Source organism: Arenibacter certesii DSM 19833 (assembly GCF_000429545.1).
Classification (GTDB): Bacteria; Bacteroidota; Bacteroidia; order Flavobacteriales; family Flavobacteriaceae; genus Arenibacter; species Arenibacter certesii.
On record NZ_AUCB01000018.1, the window covers coordinates 17,879 to 40,764 of the forward strand.

17 protein-coding genes are annotated in these 22,886 nt (G+C 35.2%); 9 read left to right on the forward strand and 8 right to left on the reverse strand.

Annotated elements, in window-relative coordinates; translation table 11 throughout:
- The first annotated feature begins 348 nt into the window (after positions 1-348).
- Complete coding sequence (locus G466_RS24710; RefSeq protein WP_084418803.1) at positions 349-582, forward strand: GNAT family N-acetyltransferase; 234 nt, start codon at positions 349-351, stop codon at positions 580-582.
- A 429-nt stretch (positions 583-1,011) separates the two neighbouring features.
- Here the strand turns inward: G466_RS24710 and G466_RS0110760 are convergent, their stop codons facing one another.
- Positions 1,012-1,266: a hypothetical protein gene (locus tag G466_RS0110760; protein ID WP_026813675.1), complete on the reverse strand. Its 255-nt coding sequence runs from the start codon at positions 1,264-1,266 to the stop codon at positions 1,012-1,014.
- Positions 1,267-1,698: 432 nt separating this feature from the next.
- On the opposite strand from G466_RS0110760, the gene G466_RS23125 reads away from it, so the two are divergent.
- The 4 genes from G466_RS23125 (at position 1,699) to G466_RS0110780 (ending at position 3,853) form a co-directional block, all read left to right on the forward strand.
- Positions 1,699-2,112 (forward strand): lipocalin family protein, encoded by a 414-nt coding sequence (locus tag G466_RS23125; protein ID WP_051315607.1) that lies wholly within the window; start codon positions 1,699-1,701, stop codon positions 2,110-2,112.
- 141 nt (positions 2,113-2,253) lie between these two features.
- Complete coding sequence (locus G466_RS0110770; protein ID WP_157373854.1) at positions 2,254-2,607, forward strand: hypothetical protein; 354 nt, start codon at positions 2,254-2,256, stop codon at positions 2,605-2,607.
- An 87-nt stretch (positions 2,608-2,694) separates the two neighbouring features.
- Complete coding sequence (locus G466_RS0110775; RefSeq protein ID WP_026813677.1) at positions 2,695-2,934, forward strand: hypothetical protein; 240 nt, start codon at positions 2,695-2,697, stop codon at positions 2,932-2,934.
- A gap of 304 nt (positions 2,935-3,238) precedes the next feature.
- Positions 3,239-3,853, forward strand: coding sequence for a class I SAM-dependent methyltransferase (locus G466_RS0110780; protein ID WP_026813678.1), 615 nt, complete (start codon positions 3,239-3,241; stop codon positions 3,851-3,853).
- A 156-nt stretch (positions 3,854-4,009) separates the two neighbouring features.
- Here the strand turns inward: G466_RS0110780 and G466_RS0110785 are convergent, their stop codons facing one another.
- The 3 genes from G466_RS0110785 to G466_RS21800 all read right to left on the reverse strand — a co-directional run bounded on the left by G466_RS0110785 (position 4,010) and on the right by G466_RS21800 (position 7,874).
- Positions 4,010-5,716: a potassium channel family protein gene (locus G466_RS0110785; protein ID WP_026813679.1), complete on the reverse strand. Its 1,707-nt coding sequence runs from the start codon at positions 5,714-5,716 to the stop codon at positions 4,010-4,012.
- Positions 5,717-6,220: 504 nt separating this feature from the next.
- Positions 6,221-7,255: a phytase gene (locus tag G466_RS21795; protein WP_308427536.1), complete on the reverse strand. Its 1,035-nt coding sequence runs from the start codon at positions 7,253-7,255 to the stop codon at positions 6,221-6,223.
- 55 nt (positions 7,256-7,310) lie between these two features.
- Positions 7,311-7,874, reverse strand: coding sequence for a metallophosphoesterase (locus tag G466_RS21800; protein WP_051315608.1), 564 nt, complete (start codon positions 7,872-7,874; stop codon positions 7,311-7,313).
- Between the two features lie 345 nt (positions 7,875-8,219).
- Between G466_RS21800 and tyrS the strand changes: the two genes are divergently transcribed.
- From tyrS to G466_RS0110820, 4 genes are all read left to right on the forward strand, one after another.
- On the forward strand, positions 8,220-9,428 hold the full coding sequence (gene tyrS / locus G466_RS0110800) for a tyrosine--tRNA ligase (RefSeq protein ID WP_026813680.1): 1,209 nt from the start codon (positions 8,220-8,222) through the stop codon (positions 9,426-9,428).
- A gap of 505 nt (positions 9,429-9,933) precedes the next feature.
- Positions 9,934-10,368: a DUF1801 domain-containing protein gene (locus tag G466_RS0110805; protein WP_026813681.1), complete on the forward strand. Its 435-nt coding sequence runs from the start codon at positions 9,934-9,936 to the stop codon at positions 10,366-10,368.
- 39 nt (positions 10,369-10,407) lie between these two features.
- Positions 10,408-11,010: a YdeI/OmpD-associated family protein gene (locus G466_RS0110810; protein WP_026813682.1), complete on the forward strand. Its 603-nt coding sequence runs from the start codon at positions 10,408-10,410 to the stop codon at positions 11,008-11,010.
- A 158-nt stretch (positions 11,011-11,168) separates the two neighbouring features.
- Complete coding sequence (locus tag G466_RS0110820) at positions 11,169-13,211, forward strand: BCCT family transporter (protein ID WP_026813683.1); 2,043 nt, start codon at positions 11,169-11,171, stop codon at positions 13,209-13,211.
- 127 nt (positions 13,212-13,338) lie between these two features.
- Here G466_RS0110820 and G466_RS0110825 read toward each other — a convergent pair whose 3' ends face one another.
- From G466_RS0110825 to G466_RS23130, 4 genes are all read right to left on the reverse strand, one after another.
- Positions 13,339-14,070, reverse strand: coding sequence for a 4'-phosphopantetheinyl transferase family protein (locus G466_RS0110825; protein WP_026813684.1), 732 nt, complete (start codon positions 14,068-14,070; stop codon positions 13,339-13,341).
- Positions 14,071-14,179: 109 nt separating this feature from the next.
- Positions 14,180-16,588 carry a condensation domain-containing protein gene (locus tag G466_RS0110830; RefSeq protein ID WP_026813685.1) on the reverse strand — a complete coding sequence of 803 codons (2,409 nt, stop codon included), beginning with the start codon at positions 16,586-16,588 and terminating at the stop codon, positions 14,180-14,182.
- 6 nt (positions 16,589-16,594) lie between these two features.
- A complete protein-coding gene (locus tag G466_RS0110835) occupies positions 16,595-21,244 on the reverse strand; it encodes a non-ribosomal peptide synthetase (protein ID WP_026813686.1) in 4,650 nt (1,549 codons plus the stop codon).
- A gap of 27 nt (positions 21,245-21,271) precedes the next feature.
- Positions 21,272-22,546 carry a HupE/UreJ family protein gene (locus G466_RS23130; protein WP_051315609.1) on the reverse strand — a complete coding sequence of 425 codons (1,275 nt, stop codon included), beginning with the start codon at positions 22,544-22,546 and terminating at the stop codon, positions 21,272-21,274.
- Positions 22,547-22,886: the final 340 nt, after the last annotated feature.

Sequence of the window (22,886 nt, forward strand, 5' to 3'; positions counted from 1 at the left end):
GGTAAGTATCGTTTTTAGTTGAAATCTAGAAATGAAGTTTTGTACCCCATGTGTACCTCGAAGCATGGGAACCCCTGTAAAATATGGGTTCGTCACTTTCTGTATCGGGAAATAACCTCGCAAAATAACCACTCTAAAACATACTGCAAAACCTAGATAACAATGAGTTTTTCGTTTTTACAATTTCTTGATTTAGATTTTATCAACTCCCATTTTATAGGCAGACTACACTAGCTTACTTCCCATATTGAGTTTAGAATTATTATAACTATGGGTTAAACGAAATTGGAGGTCTTAATTAAATACCCATTATTTTAGTTACTACAAAAAAAGGATAAATCTGGACGAATTACGTGGATTTTCTTTAACCTAAGTTACTCTGGAAAAGGATTAGGAAAACAGTCAGTAGAATATTGTTTAAAAATATTAAGTAAAGATAAAAGAGTAGAAAATTTTATTGTAACCACATCTCAACATGCATATAAGTTTTTTGAAAAATTTGATTTCAGCATTATTCAAAATGAAAAGAATTATTGGGGAAAGGGTCTGGATGTATATGAAATGGAAAAATCAATAAAATAAAAAGCACCCGCTAATCGAATAGGCTTAGTCGTCCCTAAATAACATTAAAGTACTACTCTCAACCTCCGTATTCATCAAGAATTTGGATAAGCCCGACAGGCAAGGTATACGGCGGGTCGCATCCAATTTTTCCAGTCGCGCTTTACAACAACTTACACTAATTTGTAATTTTTTAAACAGTCACAGCTTATTTATAAAAAAGATCACCCAACTACGAAAACCGATGCTCCCCCTAGAAATTACCATTAGGTTTAGATGAAGATCCTCCCCAAACCACTAATTATCAGTTATTTTTAAACCTAAAACCAGATGTATATAAATTTAAGTTTATGAATACACCTCTTTTAATTCCCTTGAATTTATTTCATCGTAGTTATTAGAACGATAAAAAGGTTCTCCGTCAACAAGACTGAGCCAGGTATCAGATTTTTACTCAAATTCAAACTCCATTACTTCTTCGATGCTTTCACTATTATTGTTAAATACAATTTGTAGCCTGTCCTTTTCTTTAAAGGTGATTTCCTTATCGAAAGTGTTTCTTTCTGAAAGCGCTTTGGAGATCCTAAGTTCGTTCTCCCCATGATTTTTAGGAAAATACATTTCGAATGGTAACATCACCTGCCCCATAGTGACTACATTTGTCTTTGTCGTATCTAAATAAAACCCAATACTGGTTGAGTTCATAAATATCTATATTAGATTCAATACAGATACAAAATTTTATTTTATCTGAAATTACACACATAATTGATTATCATATTTAAAAATCTCCCTCAAGCAACTTCACTTTGGCTACCCTTGTTACTATTAGTAGTTAGACTGAAGATAAAATCATATTATCCATTACTTGTAATTACTTTTTTTGAATAATATTCTTATAATCAGGCACTACACAGTAAAGAAAACAGAGAAAGTTGAATACCAATATATCTCACAACAGACCTGGGAGCCTCTAGGAAAACGCAGAGGTCCTAATGAAATAAGAGTTATATTAGTTACTTTCATTATCCAGATATAGTAGCTAGTCACAATATCTGAATATTGGCATTCATTTTGATTCACTTAAAAACGGCGGGTAATAGTCCGAAAAAGGAAATAATATTTAATAACATAAAAATGAAAAAATTAGTGACCAAGGCGAAGGTAATGCACATCTTATTTTTAATTGTCGGGGTACTCTTATTGGGTTCTTGTAAAAATGACAGAAAAAGTACCACTAAAAACGAAGAGAGTTCCAAAATAGAGGAATCAATAGTTGAAAAAGAGTTTCTTGTTGGGTCTTGGAAAGACACCTCTAAATCGGCATTACATTTTACTATTTTTAAAAATGGTACTGCAAGATCCGATAATATGAAAACGCTTCTCTATAAAAATTGGAAGGTTAAAGGGAATCAAATTACATTCACGATCGAGAGTCTAGGAAATGGTACATCCTCTATAGACACTGTAACCTACATTATTGAAAAATTAACTAAGGATAAGCTCATTCTCAGAAAGGGCACTTATCTATCTGAATATACAAAGAAATAAAACCGAACTGCTAACATGCTTTATAAAAATTGGGGAGGGAAATTGTTATCAGGTTACCTACTGGCATAAGGTGCAGTATGGGCTGACAGGGACTAAGTACGCTTTCCCGAGCAGTTCATTCAGCTGTTTAATACAATCCATATGACCGCAAAACAGACATTAGTGATATTTTTTACAATTCTGTTCTTGATGGGCTGTATTAATAAACAGTCCGATTTAGAATTTGAAAGGTCAGTTGCAAATGAGATTTTTCCGGCTTTGCTTGATTCAGGTCATTATGATACGCGAATGGCACCACCTCCACCTCCACCGCCACCATCGGGTTTTGAACTAAATGATTCCTCAAAAATCGAATGGAGTGAAACAGAATTTATTAAATTTTATGAAAGACGTAAGGCTATATTAGAAAAGGATACCACAAAATTAATTGTTGCCATTGCAGATAGCACATATAATTTTGATGAACGGGCAAGAAAGAAATTCATCGAATTTTAAAAAGAATACGCTATAGAAATAGGTGGGATTAATAAGAATAAGCCTTATAAAATTACCATTTCATAATTAAATCACGATGGGGAATTCATGTTAAAATACCGCTCTGAATTTCCTGCGAATAATGATATCTGGAATGAAAAGTACGATTTTCATTTATCCGGAACAACTGGTTATTCACGAATTCAATTTGACCGGACTAAAAAATTTGGAGTTTTCATAAGCGGATTCGGATGCGGGAAACTTTATGGTTTTAGCGGAATTGTTTTAATTCGAAATGTGAATGGAAAATGGAGAATCGACAAAATTGAGGTAACGGAAGTATCCTGATAAAATATACAAAGGTCCTAAGAACAGAAACCTATTACAGGTCTGATTTACCTAAAGAACAAAGGCTGAAATACCATTTATAAATGTCTCGGACAGCGTGTAATAAGAACAACAATGATTTATGCCAAAATCAGAGATAATAAATGATGGAATTCGGCATCAACTGGATGGTAAATTTCGAAACACAACAACTCGGATAATAAAAACGAAGACCACACCATGGCTATAGGTATTTGCGTGTTCTGGTCAACTTCTGAAAATCCGACCATAATCCAAAAATAAATCGTGTAAAAAAAATCTAAAAATGACTGAATTTTGGGATTCTGCTTATAAGGGTAACGAAAAAATGTGGGGAGAGAATCCAACTGATAATGCGATTAATGTCCTTAAGCTATTTCAGAAAAACAAAATTAAAAGCGTATTAATTCCAGGGTTCGGATATGGAAGAAATGCAAAAGTGTTTTATGATAAAGGAGTTAACGTTTCAGGAATTGAAATCTCTAAAACCGCAATTGAAAGAGCTCGTAAGTATTTTGGAAGTGATGCAATAGTACACTGCGGTTCTGTTACTGATATGCCATTTGATTCAGGTCGCTACGAATCAATCTATTGTTATTCTCTTATTCACCTTTTGGACAAAGCCGACAGAACAAAACTTCTACAAGACTGTTTTTTACAGTTAATTCCTAATGGATTAATGGTTTTTGTTGCATTGTCTACAAGCGATAAGCGATATGGTGTGGGAGAGGAAGTGAGTAAAAACACCTTCCATACTCCACAAGGACCAAACCTTTACTTCTATGACGAAGCATCTGTAAAAGAAGAATTTGAAGATTATAACATAATAGAATTAAAGGAAATTAACGAACCTGAAAAAAATCCAAATGAAAGACATTGGATGATGGTATGCAAAAAATAACTTCCTACAATCATAATAGACCGGTCTGCCTCCTAATCGAATTGGACTATGCCTCTCTAGTACCTAAGCGTATATAAATACCTTGTTGCAAAAACAAATTGACTGGGTACTAGGCTAGAAACATAAAGGTCTTGGGGCAAGATAACATTACGGCTATTAATTGGTGTTAACATATATCTTATTGAATTTATGTTTCATTTCGATGTTTCCAAGCATTACTATTTCCGCGCCATGAGGGAGTACAGTAGATGCCGATAGTAATGTTTTCGCTTCAGAATTTTCTTTAATGGCAATCACAGATAAGCCAGTCTTAGTGCCTATCTTAGATTGGGAAAGAGTTAACCCTTCTAAAGATTTTGGAATGGGGATGATAAATAAAGTGAAACCCTCCCCTAGAACGGTGAGTTCCTGACCTTTAGAAATGGATAAAACGGCTTCAGAACCTAAGGTAGAATAACTCAATACAAAATCAGCCCCAGCCTTTTGCATTATATCTACATTTCGAGCTTCCGAAATACGGCTCACAATGCGTACGTCGTTATTAAGTCGACGACAATAAGAGGCCAAATAAATATTGGTGGTGTCATCATGGGTAGAAAGCAATACCGAGGGCGCTTCAAGAATTCCTGCTCGTTTTAGAATTTGATAATCAGACGCGTCCCCTGAGAATACCTGATGACAATAGGGCCTTACCTTTTTGCATACCTCTGGATCTTTATCAACTACATTCACCAAAACTCCGTTTTTATGCAACGCTTTGGCTGCCGACAAACCAACCTTACCAGCCCCAATTATCAGTACAGGATTGGGGTTAATACTATAATCATTAAAAAGCTCATCAATCTTATGGAGCTGTTCTTTGTTACCTATGATTACCAGCACACTATCATAGGTCAGTATTTCATCACCTTTAATAGGTTGTAATCTTCCACGCTCCCAAATTCCTACAATACTCACCCCAAATTTTTGTCTTAATCCAGTTTCACGGATCCGTTGTGAAGCCAAAGGCGTATTATGGACGGGCAACTCAGCGATCAATAAATCTTCATATTGACCTATCGCATGTGATTCTGCATGCTGTGTGTTTACCCTATTAGCCAACTGCTCTCCAAGCCACTTTTTTACTGGTAGCACATGGTTGGCGCCGCTGAGTTGCTGTACGTCTACTGATTCAATATTGGTAGCAATGGCAACAATGGGAATCTCAGGGGCTATTTCGCGTATCGTGAGAATAATCTTGGTATTTAAAAAATCATCTCTATTGACTAGCACTAATTTAGCATCCTTTATATTGGCAAGGATATAGGTTTCTTCATTATCTAATTCCCCAAATAGTACAGGAACCTGGTCATCGTGATTTTTAAGCGCATTTTCCATACGGTTCTCAATGACATAAAATGGAATGTCCTCCTGTTTTAATCGCTCCGTAAGATCTCTTGCTATCACATCGTAAGAACAGATCAAGATGTGGTCTTTTGTTCCAGCAGGCACTTCACGAAGCACCTTGTTATTCTTTCTCGACTCTAAAAGAGGGATATAAAAGTGCCTAATAAATGCAAAAGGCAAAACGATCATTAACATAAATATACCCGAAAGCAAAACCACAATACTGAAAATGCGACCAAGATCGGATGCAAAGGTTATGTCACCAAAGCCAAGGGTGCTCATAACGGTAAGTGTCCAATAAAAACCAGTGACCCATGAATGATGTTGTCCTTCAAACTCCATTATAAAATGGAACAGAATGGAATAAATTCCAATAACAAATCCTAGAAAGATCAAATACTTAAATAGAATCTTGTAGTTTCTTTTAAAGTCTCTGTCCCTCATATAATGAGCCATCTGACCACCGACAAATTTCATAATCTGTATTATTAAAAAGGGCTTACAGCTTGTATATTCTTAATCTATAGAATTCACTTCCTGCTCACCTGTTTATAAAAATGACTTTAGCTACCAATTTTAAAGGAGCAAAGATACAGTTTCAATTAGACTGCAGGCAGTTATTTGTATTAGAAGAGATATTAGAATTATTATCGGTGAAGGTTATAATGAGCAATGTGTTTGACTTGGTGGTTCTATTGATGATTTAATTTAAACGGTAAAAGGGAGATTACTCTGAACAGTTCCAAAGCCTTGCATCAAAAGTTAAATATTAATAGTGATATTATACTTCAATAGTTGCCAATTGTATTACATGAGCCAATTAATAGTTTTAATCGGCTCAAATGATAAGATTCTAGTATTTTCATGATCATATTTAACTGACTTTCATTTAAATACGTATAAACAAAAAGTACCTAAAATGATTTAGACTACTCATCTAAAATCATTTTAGGTACTTACCAGATCCGCACTAGATTTTCCCTATAATTTATTCTTTAAGGATGTATTAATCTCATTTTGAATTGGTCTCCAATCGTAAAAATGAAATGCCTTACCGTTGGTCATTGATACCAACATACCGTTAGGAAACTGTTCTCCTAAGTGTACACTTGTAGCTTCTGCGCCATCACATTCATTTGTAGAAACCAAAACTGAGGTTATTAACTTATGGGTGTGTTTATCTTCAGAAGAGCCGTCTAAAGGATAAACTAAGAACTGATTTGCCTGTTGATCAGATATCAAAATATATCCAGTGTCTTTTCCCGTGCGATAAATTGCTATTCCTTCATGGTCACGTTTTGCATCTTCCTGCCCGAAGAAGGCCAATTGTGAATTATCCTTTAATTCTGGATCAGCATAGTATTTGCGAATACCTGCTATTTTATCTGAGTAGTACACATATCCCGATTTATTATCTACCGCTATAGCTTCAATTTCCTTCTTCCCGCTAAACTCTCCAAATTCTCTTACTTTTTTTCCTTTCACTACCTTATTTTCGTCGGTATAAAGTTCGTATTGCCATAAATAACTTCCTGAAGGTCCTGATTTTCTTCCTATTAGTGCATATACTGGGTTTGTTGAGCCGGTAGCCTTTGTGTATAAGGAAATTCCCATTGGTTCGTTATGTCCCTTCCCTTCTTCATCTTCAAAAACTCTTATTCCACCATCATCAATAGGCTCCAAGTTGGGTAAACGAAAAACCCGAATACTATTTGCTTTTCGTTCTGTAACCACTGCAATATCAATTTTCTCATTTCCCCACTCAAATCCATAGGCGATATCTACGTTATTTGGACGCTTTAAATTCAGCACTTTATTTATGATCTTTCCGTCTAAATTATAAGCGTACAATCCTCCATCAATATCTTTATCAGTTCCTAAAACTATACTTTTTGTAGCATCTTTAGGATGAACCCATATTGCAGGATCGTCAGTATCGTGTTGTGTTTGCCCGGTTATAACAATCGGTGTCAGTGCCTTTAATCCTGATATTTCAGTGCTATTCTTACAATAAATTTAACTTGTAAATCCAAACCCAAGCACCATTAATTTATACATAGTATACTTCATTTTAATTCTTTTTCAATTCCATGTTGTGTAATATTTCAGCACTGTTTTGATGCGCCTTTATGGATTGAATCTGCATTGACTCACCATTAACTGTAAAACTCATAAAACCTAGTGCTGCTTTCGAAAAAATAGTTCCTTCCCGATTTCCTGCAGGTCGTGTTTCACTTCCTCCACCCGATAAGAACTGAGTCGTAAATCTCCCTTCGGGTTGTATTATCTGTAAGTCGTGCTCATGTCCGCAGATGTATGCATCTACTTTTAATGAATCGAACAAATCCGCAAATTGACTTTCAAAGTCTTTGGTATCCTTATGTTCTTTTCGCTTTCCGCCACTATAAAGTGGGTGATGCCCTACTACTACTTTCCAAGCAATATCCTTATCCATTGGACTTAAAGTTTCAATTAACCACTTCTTTTGCGTATCGGCATCTAGTGACTTTAAATGTGGATATTTCTCATGTTTATTCTGATAACTTTGAATGAAGGGGCTGGTATCCATAACCACTAATAGCAACTTTATCCCATCATGTAATTGAAAGATTTTACTGTAATAAGGAGCTGGCATATTCCAACGACGACTTAACGCCCGCCTATGCAGATCGGGCAAGTCCGCCTATACATAACCTTGAATAGTTCGGGCAGATTCATGATGGAATAATCTAATTTCACTTAGTGAGTGAATTCCTATTTAATAAAATTTGTTGCGTATCAAGACATTATGAGCTACATTTGCAGCCAGAAATGAAAAAATTAAACAACATATTACGTCTTCCTTTTTTCAGCACTTATTATTACCAAATAATAGCTGCTCGGAACCGTTATGTGTATACGTCAAGTAAAATCTAATATTTTAAAAATATATCATAACCTAAAGCCCGAGCAATTGCTCGGGCTTTTTTTATTTCAAAAAATGGAAACAATAAGCAAATTAAAAGAGAACGTAGAAATCATTCTTCCAGAAAATGGATTGGAACAGAAGTTAGATCAAGCCAAAAAGGAAAACCGAAAATTAATTATTAAACTTGGTTTTGATCCAACCGCGCCAGATTTACATTTGGGACATGCGGTGGTACTGAAAAAACTTAAGCAGTTTCAAGATTTAGGCCACCAAATCGTCATCTTAGTAGGAAATTTTACAGCACGAATTGGAGATCCAACAGGAAAAAATAAAAGTAGAAAGCCTTTATCCACAGAGGAGGTGCAACATAATGCACAAACCTACCTGAACCAATTATCGCAAATCATAGATATTGATAAGGTTAAAATTGTGTTCAATTCCGAATGGCTAGACCAACTTTCTTTTACCGAAGTAATACAGATTTTATCTAAAGTCACCGTGGCTCAACTTATGCATAGAAACGATTTTAATAAACGATTTACAGAGAATACCCCCATTGCCATGCACGAGTTGGTTTACCCTATTCTCCAAGGATATGATTCTGTTGAAATTAAGGCTGATATAGAAATGGGTGGAACAGACCAACTTTTCAATTGTACCATGGGAAGACAGCTGCAAGAAACCTTTGATATGAGCCCACAAATTATAATGTGCATGCCGTTACTTAAGGGGCTGGACGGAAAAGAGAAAATGAGTAAATCATTAAACAATATTATAGGACTCACGGATGAACCCAACGAAATGTTTGGGAAGACAATGTCTATTCCTGATAGCGTAATTGAAGAGTTTCTACACTTAACAACTGATTTCTCTATCTCAGATAAAGAAGCTTTAAAAGAGCGTTTGGCCAATGGCGAAAACCCCATGAATATTAAAAAGCTAATTGCTAAAAATATCATATCACAATACCATAATATCACTGAGGCTCATAAAGCGGAAGAATTCTTTATGAATCAATTTCAAAGCAAAAAATTTGAAGAGAAAAGCTTTGAACCTGTCTTTATCGATGGTATTGAGCGCGAAAATGGCTCCATCAGTTTAGTAGAGTTATGTTTTCAACTTAAAAAAGGACAGACAAAATCTGCCATTAGAAGACTCATTGAGAGTGGTGCCGTGAAGATTAACAATGAAAAAAATAAAGACCCTTTTGCAGAAGTTGGACTTAAAGAAGGCGTAAAAATAAAAATAGGAAAAAGGGATTTCTACGAATTAAAAGAATAAACCCTATCACCGCTTAATAGAGAGGTCCGTTTCTTAATAGGAGCGGACTGCCCTCTACCCTACCAAAGCTTCACGATTACCAGTTTCCAAACTTGCTATAAAGCTTTCAGTCACTAAACTCGCCCAATAACTTCCGTTATAATTTTCTGCAAACCACTATTTTTAAAAACAGCTAATTCTTAGACTGTATTTAAAAGATCATTTTTTTTATGCAAAAAGACTTATATTAGTTACAGGCAAATAGCTTCAATCACCTCATGACAAGACATAAGGCATCGGACAAAAACGTAGGTGAACATTTCAACGCCTGTCTGAATGGAACGGACAGATATGTGCTGAAGCATAGACATAGCAATTATTGAGTAGATTGCTGCTATACCTCTTGATATCCTGTGGTGTTGGTAGACAGCACAATCACGTTTCCTTATAAAATTAGGTAACGTCCTTATTTTCGTGAAATAAAAAAGGTGATAAAGGCTTTCATATAGTAATCCTAATCAGGCTGATGGCAAAAAACAAGACAACATACACAGAAGAGGTAATAGATTTTGTTGACTCTTATGTGGAGAGCGAACAGAAAAAGGCGGACAGTTTTCGTCTGATAGAATTAATGCAGGAATGGTCTAACGCTGAACCCAAAATGTGGGGATCTTCTATAATAGGGTTCGGTAACTACCAATACAAATATGCTAGTGGACACGAAGGAGATGCACCAGTTATTGGATTTTCTCCACGAAAAGCAGCATTCTCGCTTTACGTCTATTCTGATACGGTAAAAGGCAAACTATTATTAGATGACCTCGGGAAATTTAAAATGGGAAAAGCCTGTATCTATGTAAAAAAACTCTCTGACATTCATATTCCAGTTTTAAAAGAGCTTAGTATAGAATCAATTAAATATATCGCTGAACATCACGAATGTTCTTGTAGAATTAAATAAGCCAAATAACAAATCATTTGCAGTAATATACACACCAAAATGAATCCAAAACTAGATTGGTTTTTCGATAAGGAAACTAAGTGGAAAAAAGAATATCAAGAGCTACGTAATATTGTTTTGGACTGTGCGCTAGAGGAAGAATTAAAATGGGGAGTTCCTTGTTACTCTTTTAGAAAAAGAAACATCCTATTAATTTATGGTTTTAAAAGGTACTGTGCCTTACTCTTTCATAAAGGTGTTTTATTGAAAGATCCCAATAAAATACTAATCCAACAAACCGAGAATGTTCAATTGGCTCGACAACTTAGGTTTACTGATTTGCAAGAGATAATTGATTTAAAACCTACGATTAAAGCTTATATTTTTGAAGCAATAGAAGTGGAGAATTTGGGATTAGAAGTAAAAATGAAAAAGACTTCCGAATTTAAAATGCCGGATGAATTTAAAAAAGCGTTACATGATAATCCGGATTTAAAAGCTGCCTTTTATGCATTAACACTAGGACGCCAACGTGGTTATTTACTACATTTTTCACAAGCCACACGATCAAAAACACGAGCATCAAGAATTGAAAAATCAATTCCAAAAATTTTAGGTGGACAAGGATTGAATGATGATTTTAAAAAAGAACAATCCAAATGATTACTATAGAATTCATTAATACTTTAAATATGATTAGCCAGGAATATTTTTTATTTAGCTATGAAAAGCAAATATTATTAAAAGCCAATTTTAAATTAATACCAACATCTTCATCTACTTACAGAGGACATCTATTATAAAACGTTTAAAAAAGTTTCATGGAAGGAATACCTAATAATAAAATCACATTAAATAAAGGAATCACTATTCCTAGTTTGGTATTTATTTTATTAACCTCTTTATTAGCAGGCTTATTTCCCCTTGAAACAGGGGTTATTTTGGATCATATAAAGAATTTTATCTTCGTCAACCTTAACTGGATATATGTATGGTCTGTAAACATTTTTATATTTTTCTTGTTCTACCTAGTACTGAGCAAATACGGGAATATTAAACTAGGAAATAACGATAGCATACCTCAGCATTCCTATTTTTCATGGATTGCGATGCTCTTTGCAGCTGGTATGGGAATTGGACTCATGTACTTTAGTGTAGCAGAACCAATGCAACATTATACCGCTCCAGTTTTTGCAGCTGAAGATGCGATTACTAGGGCCAAGAATGCACAACTATACACCTTTTTCCACTATGGTATACATGCTTGGGCGATTTATGGAGTCGTTGGATTATCCCTATCTTATTTTACCTATAGATATAAGCTACCTCTTTCTTTGCGTAGTTGTTTTTATCCACTACTAAAAGACCGCATTAATGGTGTTTGGGGAAATGTGATAGATATTTTTGCACTGTGTAGTACATTATTTGGTATAACAACCACATTAGGATTTGGAGTTTTGCAAATAAATTCTGGATTGGTAAATATGAATGTTTTTCCAGATACCAGCTTCACTTATCAGGTGATTATTGTGTGTGTTTTGGTTGCAGCTGCCATCCTATCTGCAGTTACAGGGGTAAGCAAGGGTATAAAAATACTGAGTAGTATTAATATCGTCGTAGTGGTATTATTATTACTATTTGTACTTGCTGTAGGGCCTACCACCCTCCTAATAGGAAGCTTCACAGAGGGAATTGGTTATTATATAAGTAGTTTTATAGAACTAACCTTTAACACCCATGCATATAAAACAGATGAATTACCCTGGTTCTATGATTGGACCATCTTGTATTGGGCATGGTGGATTTCTTGGGCTCCATATGTTGGGGTGTTTATTGCGAAAATATCCAAAGGACGAACGATAAGAGGATTTGTTGCGGCAGTGCTTTTAATCCCTACAACTTTCAATTTTATTTGGATGACGGTATTTGGCAATAGTGCTATATGGGTAGATAGTGCCGTAGCGAATGGCGCGTTAAGTAATATAGCGGGGAACCCAGATGTACTTATGTTCAGTTTCTTGGAATACTTACCCTTATCTGGAATAACAAGCTTTTTGGTTATTTTTATCATTATCATATTCTTTGTAACCTCAGCAGATTCTGGCATAGTTGTTATGGATAGCATAGCAACTAAGAACTCTACGAAGTCTCCTAAATTACAAATCGCACTTTGGGGAGGTCTGTTGGCTATTATATCCCTTGTTTTATTAAATGCTGGAGGTTTAGGCGCTTTGCAAAGTATGACGCTTATTACGGCCTTACCTTTCTCTATTATTATGATACTGTTTATTGTGAGTTTGGTAAAAGCGTTACGCATCGATTATAAATACTATAATAGAGATTTTTCGGCTACAACAGATTTATGGTCGTCAGATTCGTGGGAAGATAAATTAAAGCAAATAGTAACTTTTAAAAATAAGTCCGCTATTGATAATTTTATCAGCACTACGGTGAAAGAAGCCTTTACAGAAATGAAGGAGGTCTTATCCAAATATGAGATAACCTCTAAAATCAATGCGCATCAAAGCCCGTATAGGATTGAAATAGAAATAGAACATCATATCTTAAACAACTTTAAATACGGTGTAAAGACACAATCTAGAAACTTACCCGAATATTTGTTGGAGGAACAGAACCTGCCCGGTGTAAATAAGGATGAATCATTTTTTCCCCTTTCTTACTTCGGTGATACCAGAGAAGGTTATAGTGTGCTTTATTTTTCCAAAAACGAATTAATTATAGACGTTTTAAAACATTATGAAAGGTATTTAAAGTTGTTAACGGAAGAGAAGAACGTCATGTTTACAAGTAGTAATAGTCATCATGAAAAAATAAAAAAAGTAAAGAAAAAGTTTAAAAGCTAGAAATAGTGGAACTGTGGAAAATTGAATTTCCGCAAAAACTCATGCTTCAAAATATTTCGAAACTGGATAAATATACCCTGTCAGGTTGATAGCTGAAGGATAGGTCCGATGGCAATCTAATATAGATTTATAATTCTAACAATGTCAGAGCCTTGGATGATATATGTCCTATATTACCTTCTACCGCTACTGCCGCCAAATAATCGACACTAAGCTTTATTGAAAATAATCGCCACTTTTCCTTGTTCAGATCACCATTCGACATTTCTATTAATTCCGCCTTATCATCAGAATCTATAGTAACCGAAAATGTATTCAAAGGGAACGACATTCCAGACCCGTCGGCCTTGATAATGGCTTCCTTTCGAGTCCAGCAGCGATAAAATGCCACCTCTCGTTTATATTCTGGCAATGTTAAGAGCGTTTCAACCTCCTTCTTAGAAAAAAACTTTAATGCAATGTCCATAACATTAAAATTGGACTTAAACATTTCTACATCCACACCGATATTGAAATTCTTTACAAATCCAAAAACGATCATATCTCCTGAATGGGAAAGGTTGAATTTAATATTCTGATTCGTATTGAAGAAAGGCTTACCAAATTCACCGTATTTTAGAATCATCTCTCCAAAATCCAATTCCAAATAATTGGACAACAAAGACCTCAGTAACCACCGAGCAATAATAAATCGGTTTTGGTCTGTTTGAAATTTAAATTGTCCTGCCCTTAATTTTTCATCTGAGGTAAGCCTTTCCTGCATGACTCCGACTTTTGAAATAAAATCATTTATATCAGCATAGTAAAAATGAATTTCATTATTGGGTAGAATAAGCTTTTCTAAATTTAATGATAGCATCCTTATAATTTCTAACTAATTAATTGGTCTAGACTCCAAATTCACATAGAAATCCCATATCCAAATAGGAACCGATAAGCTATAAAAGGGATTAAGATTGCATACTAACCTAAAGGCAATGTAATTCTACATGTGCACCTAGAGCCTTAATATGAGGCTCTTCAAAGAGGTTTAAGTGATTTCCCGTATTATAACAAACTTCTACCTTAGACGTGGACCAATACTTCCATAATCGAATCTTTTCTTCTCTGGATTCTAGGGGTTCTTTTTCGGTTAAAATAAGGGTAATTGGGCTATCTATTTTTTTCCATTGGTAGTTTCTATGTACATCGTTTAGTTGTTTTCTAATTTTAGCCAGATTAATAGTAGTCTGATCATTGGTCAGCTTAATATAGGTGGGCTCTAACAATTGTCTATATCGAAATACGACTGAACTTTTTAGCGTCATTATTGGGGCGTGCCGCATTTTTAAAAAATAATTCTTAATTCTTCCCTTAACATCTGGTTGCCTTATGAACGTCGTATTTTGTGCCGTACTATCCACAATGATCAGGTTTACCTGCTTCTCCATTCCTTTAAAAAGCAAAGCCATTTCAATAGCAAGGGCACTATAGCAAAAAAACATAATATTATAAGGTCCTTCTTCTTGTACTTGTATCATTTCAGTCAAATAATCAGCACACATTTCCTCTATACTTTTATGCATAGGTGACTCTCCATTAATACCTTTTGGCTGTAGAAGATAAACCGGTCTTTCCGCACCCAAATAGGTAGGGAGTAGTTTATAAAACAATACATGTCCTTCTCCACCGTGCACACAAAAAAGAGGTTTTTTAGCTCCGGTTATCTTAAGTGGAACTATATACTTCCAATTCTTCAATTCCGTGGTTTCTTTTTTTTCTAGCAATAAGCCTATGAGTTCTATTGTAGGGTTAAAAAGCAGTGTTGTTGGAGGCAATTTTACTCCAATTTTATTCTCGATTAAAGCAAACATTTTAATGGCCATCATGGATTTACCCCCGAGCTCAAAATAATTGTCTCGTATCCCAACTTTATCTATTCCTAGTAGATATTCCCAAATGGTAACCAGCTGAACCTCGATCTCATTTCTTGGGGCTACATAACTTGCGGATAAAGCTTCCACTGCATGAGCTTTAATTCCGTTTATGGCAGATTTATCCATTTCGAACACTTTAATACCCTCTAAAACCTCATGCACTTGGGTAACCTCATCTGATAGTATTAATTTTAAAACTCGGTTCCAATTCGCGATAATCCATTCCTTAGTTCTCTTATCTATCTGAGCATTCTTGAAAATAAATTTAAATTCTATTTTTTCATCAGGAACAATAATTAGGGTAATAGGATAATTGGAAGTAATTCCACTTCCATATTCACTTATTTTTAAATCCCCACATTTAAGATCTTTCCAAGGAAAATTTTCGAAGACCATTAAACTATCAAACATGTTTCCCCCAATGGGAACTTCACTTATATAGGATATTATATCGTTAACTGGGATAGTCTCATATTGCAAACAGGCTATCTGTCGTTTTTGAAAATTTTGATACCAATCTTTTAAGGTGATCCTCTTATCAATAGTACCCATCACCGGCAAAATATTCATGAACATCCCGGTAAGAAGGTCCATATTAGGAAAATCATTAGAGCGGCCGGATACCGAAGTACCAAAAACAACATTATCAGTTTGGAAATATCCGCTTAAAAGTAAAGTCCATGCCCCTTGCATCAATGTATTTACGCTTACCAAATTAGATTGGGCTTTAGCAATGATATTCTTTGATTCAGTTTCTGTTAAAAGCCTATTCTCCATGGTACTCCTATCCAATTTATTAGAGACATTAGCCTGCGCAAAAAGATTGGTGTTAGAATATCCAGCAAAATAATCGGCCCAAAAATTGGCTGCATCTGTTTTACTTTTACGTTTTAGCCAAGAATAATAGGATTTTAATGATGGAAGTGTATCTAACTTTGGCTGAGTATTATTACATAGGCTTTCATAATAGGTAAAAACCTCTTTTATAATAGTACTACTCGACCATCCATCCAATAAAAGATGATGACATGGCCAAAGAAAAAAATTCTCTTCCTTACCCATTTTTATTAAAGTGAATCGTAACATCGGATTCTGTTTTATATCCAACCCCGACACTTTTTGGGCAAGTTTCAATTTTTCTAGCCGCAATAATTGTTCCTCAATGTTTATGTCAGTCCAATCTAGTATAGTCCAATTCATTTCACCTCTATCCCGGACAAGTTGAACAGGAGTAGTGATTTTCTCCCAATGTACCGATGACCTAAGTACTTGATGTCTATTCACCGTACGCTCCCAAGCCTTTTGAAAAAACTGCATATTAAAAGCTCCATTCATTCTAAACCCAACGTGCAAAAATCCTTCATCTTGCATAGGATTAGAAAGGTGATGAAGAAGCATAACTTGTTGCATTTCTGTAAGGGGTAAAATGGATTCAATATTAGATTTTTTTTTAGTTTCCATGCCTGACTACAAATTATCTAAAAGGTGGTTTAAATCGTCTTGACTAATGCTTGCTTCAGGAAAATCGGAAGGAGTATACTCTCTAGATTTCTTATTTGCGCAGTGAACAATTATTTCCTGTAGTGCTCTCTCGTAATCAGCAATCAATTCTTTTACAGTGGTTTCCGTGTATAAATCGGTACTATAACTCCAGTATAAAAACAATTGCCCATTCTGGATATAAGCATTTATTTCCAATCCGTAGCTTCGTTCACCTTTAGGATGCCTGCTCCCTTCCCAAATTAAATCATATACTACATCCGTACTATTCCCAGTATTGGTTTTATTTCCCAGGTAATTGAATACCAATTGAGGTTGCTGATTTAGTTCATCTCTAAGTTTACCATCCTCACTTAAATATTTTAGAATTCCATAACCCAAACCGTTGTTGGGAATATCCCTGAGTTGTTCTTTTATCGCCTTAATCTGTTCCCCTAATTCGGCCTGTTCTGTAATTTTTAAAGAAACCGGAAAATACGAGGTAAACCATCCAACCGTTCCCGACACATCCATGTCCGAAAATTCAGCATTACGACCGTGTTTCTCCATACCGAAACAAATACGTTCTAATCCGCTCCATTTCCGTAGGATTTTATGAAGTGCTGTTATCAATAACTCTTCTATTTTTGTGTTGTACGCCCAATTTGCTTCCTGCTGCAAACTCTTGGTGTCCTTTTCATTTATCGAAGCTTGGAGGATTGCTATGGTATGCTCTTCAAAGCAGTTTTTTTCTACAACAAAATTAGAAGGAAATTTATGCGAATCATTCTTTTGGGATTTCCAATAAGGCAGTTCATCTAAAAGGATTTTAGATTTTGAAAGTTCAATTTGATAAGCTCCCCATTGTTTAATTGACGCTGTCTTCCCCTTAAGTGTAATAGGTTTATCGTTTTGAACCTGTTTAATGGCAGTATTAAGATCATTGAATAAGATATTCCATGAAACTACATCTATAATCAAATGATGAGCAACCATAAATACCTGATTATCCTGTGTTTGCCCACACTTAAAAAAGAAACATTTAAAAAGTTGACCATCGGCTAAATTGGTCATCTCTTGAGCGGAAAATAAAAGTTGCTGGATTTTTTTATTCTGTTCCTCAGCATCCGGAATACCACTAACATCCTTTAAATAAAATATGTTGTTTACGTCTCGGGAGGCTACCAATGCCTTCCAATTATCAGTTTTAATAAAACGAAGACGAAGTGCATCATGGTAACTAACCAATTCCTCAATTATCGTTTTAATAATCGCCCGACTTAAAGAATCTACATTGGACAAACGGACTATTTGATTCCAAAAATTAGGTGCATTGTGGTGCGTATTAAAAAACCAATGTTGAATGGGGGTTAAACTAACATTCCCTTCAATATTTTTCTCATTTATGGTATGCTGCTGCCCAAAATTAGCAAAGAGTGAAAGCTCTTCAATAGTTTGATTTTCAAATATTTGGGTAGGCTTTAATATTATATTATCCCCTCTTGCCTTGGCTACTATCTGTATACTCAAAATAGAATCTCCCCCAATTTTAAAGAAATTATCATAAATACTTATAGGCGATATATTTAACACTTCTTCCCATATTCTTGTCAAAACAACTTCCAATTCGTTTCTTGGACCTTGAAAATTTACTTTTAATGCCTTATTATCATTTAATTTAGGTTCGGGAAGCTTACTTCTATCAATTTTCCCATTTGGCAATAGAGAAAAATTAGGGATTGGAATAATTAGAGAAGGAACCATGTAATTAGGTAAGCTTTCACTCAGTTTATACATAAGCTGTTCTGGCTCAAAATCTCTTTTGCTTTCCACATAAGCAATTAAATGACCACTATTTTCGGCTGTACTTAGATTATTCCTATTCTCTGATTCAGCCATTATTACCAAAGCTTTATTTACCGAAGCATCTTCCTGTATAACCTCTTCAATTTCACTTAACTCCACTCGGAATCCCCGAATCTTCACCTGCTGATCTGCCCTTCCCAAGAATAGCATCTCCCCATCGCTTCTATATCTTCCCAAGTCCCCCGTTTTGTATAGTTTACTGCCTGTTATCTCAGAAAATGGATTATTTATATATGCCTCCTCTGTTAGATCGGGCCTGTTCAAATAGGAATTGGCCAATCCAGGACCGCCCACATAAATTTCCCCGACTGTACCAAAAGGAACCAGGTTAAGATTAGGGTCTAGAAGGTATATCTCAGCATTGGCCACTGCACTTCCTATTGGGACTCTATTATATAAATCTTTACCTTTTCCTATCCTATAAGCCATACACCAAACAGATGCTTCGGTGGGTCCGTATTCATTGTAAAAACCTATATTCGGCAACTTGTTAAAATGGCTATTGATTGTAGTTCTAGAACACGCCTCTCCTGCGACAATAACGGTAGTCAAAGATCTCAATTTTAATAAGTCACTATATTCCAAAAGGATATTGTAAAGGGAGGGTAACATCAGCGTATGGCTGACTTTATTACTATATATTATTTCATTTATTTTGGCAACATCCTGCTCCAATCTCTTCTCGGAAATTACCAAAGTACCTCCGGTGCATAGAGTCCAAAAAATTCCTGCTTTGGAACTATCAAAAGCTATGGAAGACATCAGTAAAAATACTTTTGGATTTTCAGGATAAAATAGGAGTCGGCCTTCCGTAGAATTTATGATATTGGAATGTGTAATAGGTACACCTTTTGGCTTTCCAGAACTTCCTGAAGTATAGATCACGTAAGCCAAATCTGTTCTTTTAACCTTGGGAAAGTCAATGGAATTGGTTATCCCGGTATCAAGGATATCCTTAAGAAGGATTTTCGTCCCCTTAAAGGATATAAATTTGGATACTAGTTCGCCATGGGTGAGTATAAGAGGCACTTTGGAATCCTCCAACATAAAAGAAATTCGCTCCAAAGGGTAATCCGGGTCAATGGGTAAATAAGCGCAACCCGCTTTTAAAATACCGACTAAACCAGCGATCATATGGTTAGACCTTTCTAAACAGACTCCAACGATCTGATTAGCATTATTTGTATAGGATAGTATGTGCTGGGCAATAGTATCCGATAGTTCGTTCAGTTCACCGTAGGTCATCTGGTCCTGCCCATAAACCAATGCTACGGCATTTTTATAATCCAGGGCTGTACGACTAATGATTTCATGAATACCGTTGTACGCTTCAAAAGGTTTAGGTCCAATATTTTTATTTGGTAAAAGAACTTCTTTTTCTTTAACGGTCAACATAGGAATAGCACCTATGTCCATCTCAGGATTAGCTGTTACCCCGGTTAAAAGCAACCTATAATGTTCCTGAAATTGTTCAATGGTAGCCACATCGAATAAGTCTGTTGAATATTCAAATTCTGACAGAAGCTGTCCATTTTCATTAGCAATATAAAGTGTTAGGTCAAATTTAGAAACACCAGTATTAAAAAAATCGTAAGAAATCTCCAAACCCTCACCAATAAATGGCATTGGTGGAACATCATGATAAATAAACATTGTTCGCAAATAGGGATTTATTCCAGCTACTCTATCGGGTTTTAATTCCTTGACCAAAACATCAAATGAAATTTCATTATTACTGAAAGCCTCTAATACGGTTTGGCGAACGCGATTTACTAATTCAAGAAAGGAAATGGTTGGTGGAAAATCTGTTCTTAAAACAATTGTTTCATCAAAAAAACCAATTATATTCTCAAGGACTTTTGATGTACGAATTGATATTGGCGAACCTATAATTATATCATTTTGGCGACTATAGCGAAATAGTAATACATAGTAAGCGGACAATAATAATATGTACGGTGTACATTCCGCTTTTCTGGATAGCTCAATAATTTGATCAGATAATGATTTTGATAAAATTTTTATGTTGCAATCACCTCTAAAGGTTGGGGTTGCTGGCTGTGGATAATCAGTAGGAAGTTGGAGTTGGGGAATATTTCCTGAAAGCTTATTTTTCCAATACTCCAATTGACCCTTATTAATGTTCCTGTGATTTTCCCAATAAGCATAATCAACAAATTGAATCTTAGCTCGTATTTCCCTAATTTCAAGTGATGTGGGAACATTCTGATAATATTTGGCAAGTTGTTCGCGAAAAAGTCCCATAGACCATTTATCTACAATTATATGGTGCATGGTAATAAACAGAATGTGTGTATTTGTATCTACCTTAATAAGGGAAGTACGTATTAACAGAGGACTACGCAATTCAAAAGGCTTCAGTGCATCGCTTGTCATAATTTCCTTTAGCCTCCCATCTTTTTCTGAGGTTGAAAGATCACTTATATCAAACTCTATCAAATTAAGCGCAACCCTATCGGCTACAATTTGAAAAGGTACTCCTTCCTTTATATGAAAAGAGCATCTAAACACATCATTAAGATCTAATATGGTCTGTAAACTCCTTTTTAGGTCTACTACAACAAGTCGACCTTTGAACGTATATATTTCAGACGAATTATAAACAGGGTTATCGGGATAAAGCGATTCAATAAAAAATAGTCTTTGCTGCCCACCACTAAGAGGAATAACGGCCTCCTTGGGTACCTTTTCTATAAGGTCCTTGGCCATTTCTCCTTTATCCCTATTCTTCCATCTACTTAAAATAGACATAGTACCTTTTCCTTTAAGATTACAGCTTTAAGTTTTATAATAGTCTTCCCTTAACCCTAGAGCCCTTAATATATCCCCTCCAAGTCTTCTAATTTTTTCATCAAGAACCATATCATAATCAAATGCCCGTTCTATAAACCAATACAATGAAATAACGATGAGCAGGATGGACAGATAAACTAGTAAACGAGGATAGAATTTAAACTTTCGAATAAAAAACAGCACTGGAAAAATTAAGGCAATGATGACTACCTGTCCAATCTCCACTCCAAGGTTAAAGCCAAATAAGGTTAGGGTAAGAAACTCCCCTTTTATACCAAGATCCCCTAAGACACTGGCAAATCCAAAACCGTGAAAAAGACCAAATACAAAGGCAATAATCCAATCCCTTCCCTTAAAAATTGGAGTGATGTTATGATACGCTGCAAGACCAATAGATAATGCGATAATGGACTCTACTACCCTAGAAGGTAAACTTACGATCTCTAGTGATGCCAAAGTTAGCGTTATAGTATGGGCAATGGTAAAAAAGGTAATTACCGTTATAATATAGATAAATGCAGGTTTAAATTTTTTAACCGGCTCCCATCCCCATATATAATATCTAGATTCCGTTTTCCCAGGTGCAACCTCAACCATCCTCTTTTTTCGACGAACCACGGAAGGAAGTATCAATGCTAGTAAAAAAAGAATATGATCTAGCCCTATCCAAATGTGCCAAACTCCTTGTTTCACCATGGCAACAAACCCTTTCCAGATGGAAGAATCGGTTAAGGATAAAATCTTGGTATCGTTCCCCTTGGTAAAATCCAAGGCTACTATGGATTCGTTATTTATTAAACCGGCCTTCCAATTATATTCATAAGCCAACATGTTAACGTGATTGGGATCTTCCTCTAAAAGCACCGAATAAGTAACCTCTATTTCATCAGGTAGCTCCTTAGAATCCTCCAAATAAAAATGAAATCGTACAAAGGTGCCTTTTACTACGGGCAATATGCTTATTTCCTTCGTGAAAACGATCTTATAGGCTTCGTTATTCGAGGTAAAGCTACTGTGTTTAAGCAAATAATCCTTTATTTGGTCATAATGAGGCCTAACGTCATCAGGCATTGGTGTATCTTTAATATCCAATCCAAAATAGGTTTTTAGATCACTATTGTGGATTTCAAATCTACCTTCCACATTTTCATTCTCGTATACCCTTAAATAGATAAAGCTTTGGTTAGGTTGATGTGCTTGCCCACTCAATGGCAATAAAAAAAATAAAATTAATACTGCAGGGTAGGTAAGGTATTTCATGGTAGGTAAAATAATTGGTTTTTGAAAGTTTACATTGAAATAAACTTAACTATAAGGTAATTTACATATAAATATTCTTTTATTTTTTTATATTTTTTGAATTATTAGCATTTTATCGACGAATACATTGTTTTATCTGTTAATCTACGCACCCAATATTTGGTAGTCAAATCAGAATTAATTTAACTTTACAATAACAGGATTTTTCCACCCTTATCTTGTTAAACAGTTTAAGGAATAATTCTTTGGCCCCCGGCTCTCTTGTCTGATACTTACACATAAATAGTGTACAGACTCCTTTAAATTATCGCCATAAAGAGCCTCTACTGTATTTAGAGAG

What these genes read in the sequence shown, in the direction of transcription:
- G466_RS23130 (WP_051315609.1), bottom strand. Translation starts at nt 22,546, where the DNA reads ATGAAATACCTTACCTACCCTGCAGTATTAATTTTATTTTTTTTATTG.
- G466_RS0110835 (WP_026813686.1), bottom strand. Translation starts at nt 21,244, where the DNA reads ATGTCTATTTTAAGTAGATGGAAGAATAGGGATAAAGGAGAAATGGCC.
- G466_RS0110785 (WP_026813679.1), bottom strand. Translation starts at nt 5,716, where the DNA reads ATGAAATTTGTCGGTGGTCAGATGGCTCATTATATGAGGGACAGAGAC.
- G466_RS0110805 (WP_026813681.1), top strand. Translation starts at nt 9,934, where the DNA reads ATGGCAAAAAACAAGACAACATACACAGAAGAGGTAATAGATTTTGTT.
- G466_RS0110775 (WP_026813677.1), top strand. Translation starts at nt 2,695, where the DNA reads ATGTTAAAATACCGCTCTGAATTTCCTGCGAATAATGATATCTGGAAT.
- G466_RS0110770 (WP_157373854.1), top strand. Translation starts at nt 2,254, where the DNA reads ATGACCGCAAAACAGACATTAGTGATATTTTTTACAATTCTGTTCTTG.
- G466_RS0110810 (WP_026813682.1), top strand. Translation starts at nt 10,408, where the DNA reads ATGAATCCAAAACTAGATTGGTTTTTCGATAAGGAAACTAAGTGGAAA.
- G466_RS0110760 (WP_026813675.1), bottom strand. Translation starts at nt 1,266, where the DNA reads ATGAACTCAACCAGTATTGGGTTTTATTTAGATACGACAAAGACAAAT.
- G466_RS0110820 (WP_026813683.1), top strand. Translation starts at nt 11,169, where the DNA reads ATGGAAGGAATACCTAATAATAAAATCACATTAAATAAAGGAATCACT.
- G466_RS23125 (WP_051315607.1), top strand. Translation starts at nt 1,699, where the DNA reads ATGAAAAAATTAGTGACCAAGGCGAAGGTAATGCACATCTTATTTTTA.
- G466_RS0110825 (WP_026813684.1), bottom strand. Translation starts at nt 14,070, where the DNA reads ATGCTATCATTAAATTTAGAAAAGCTTATTCTACCCAATAATGAAATT.
- G466_RS0110830 (WP_026813685.1), bottom strand. Translation starts at nt 16,588, where the DNA reads ATGGAAACTAAAAAAAAATCTAATATTGAATCCATTTTACCCCTTACA.
- G466_RS21800 (WP_051315608.1), bottom strand. Translation starts at nt 7,874, where the DNA reads ATGCCAGCTCCTTATTACAGTAAAATCTTTCAATTACATGATGGGATA.
- tyrS (WP_026813680.1), top strand. Translation starts at nt 8,220, where the DNA reads ATGGAAACAATAAGCAAATTAAAAGAGAACGTAGAAATCATTCTTCCA.
- G466_RS0110780 (WP_026813678.1), top strand. Translation starts at nt 3,239, where the DNA reads ATGACTGAATTTTGGGATTCTGCTTATAAGGGTAACGAAAAAATGTGG.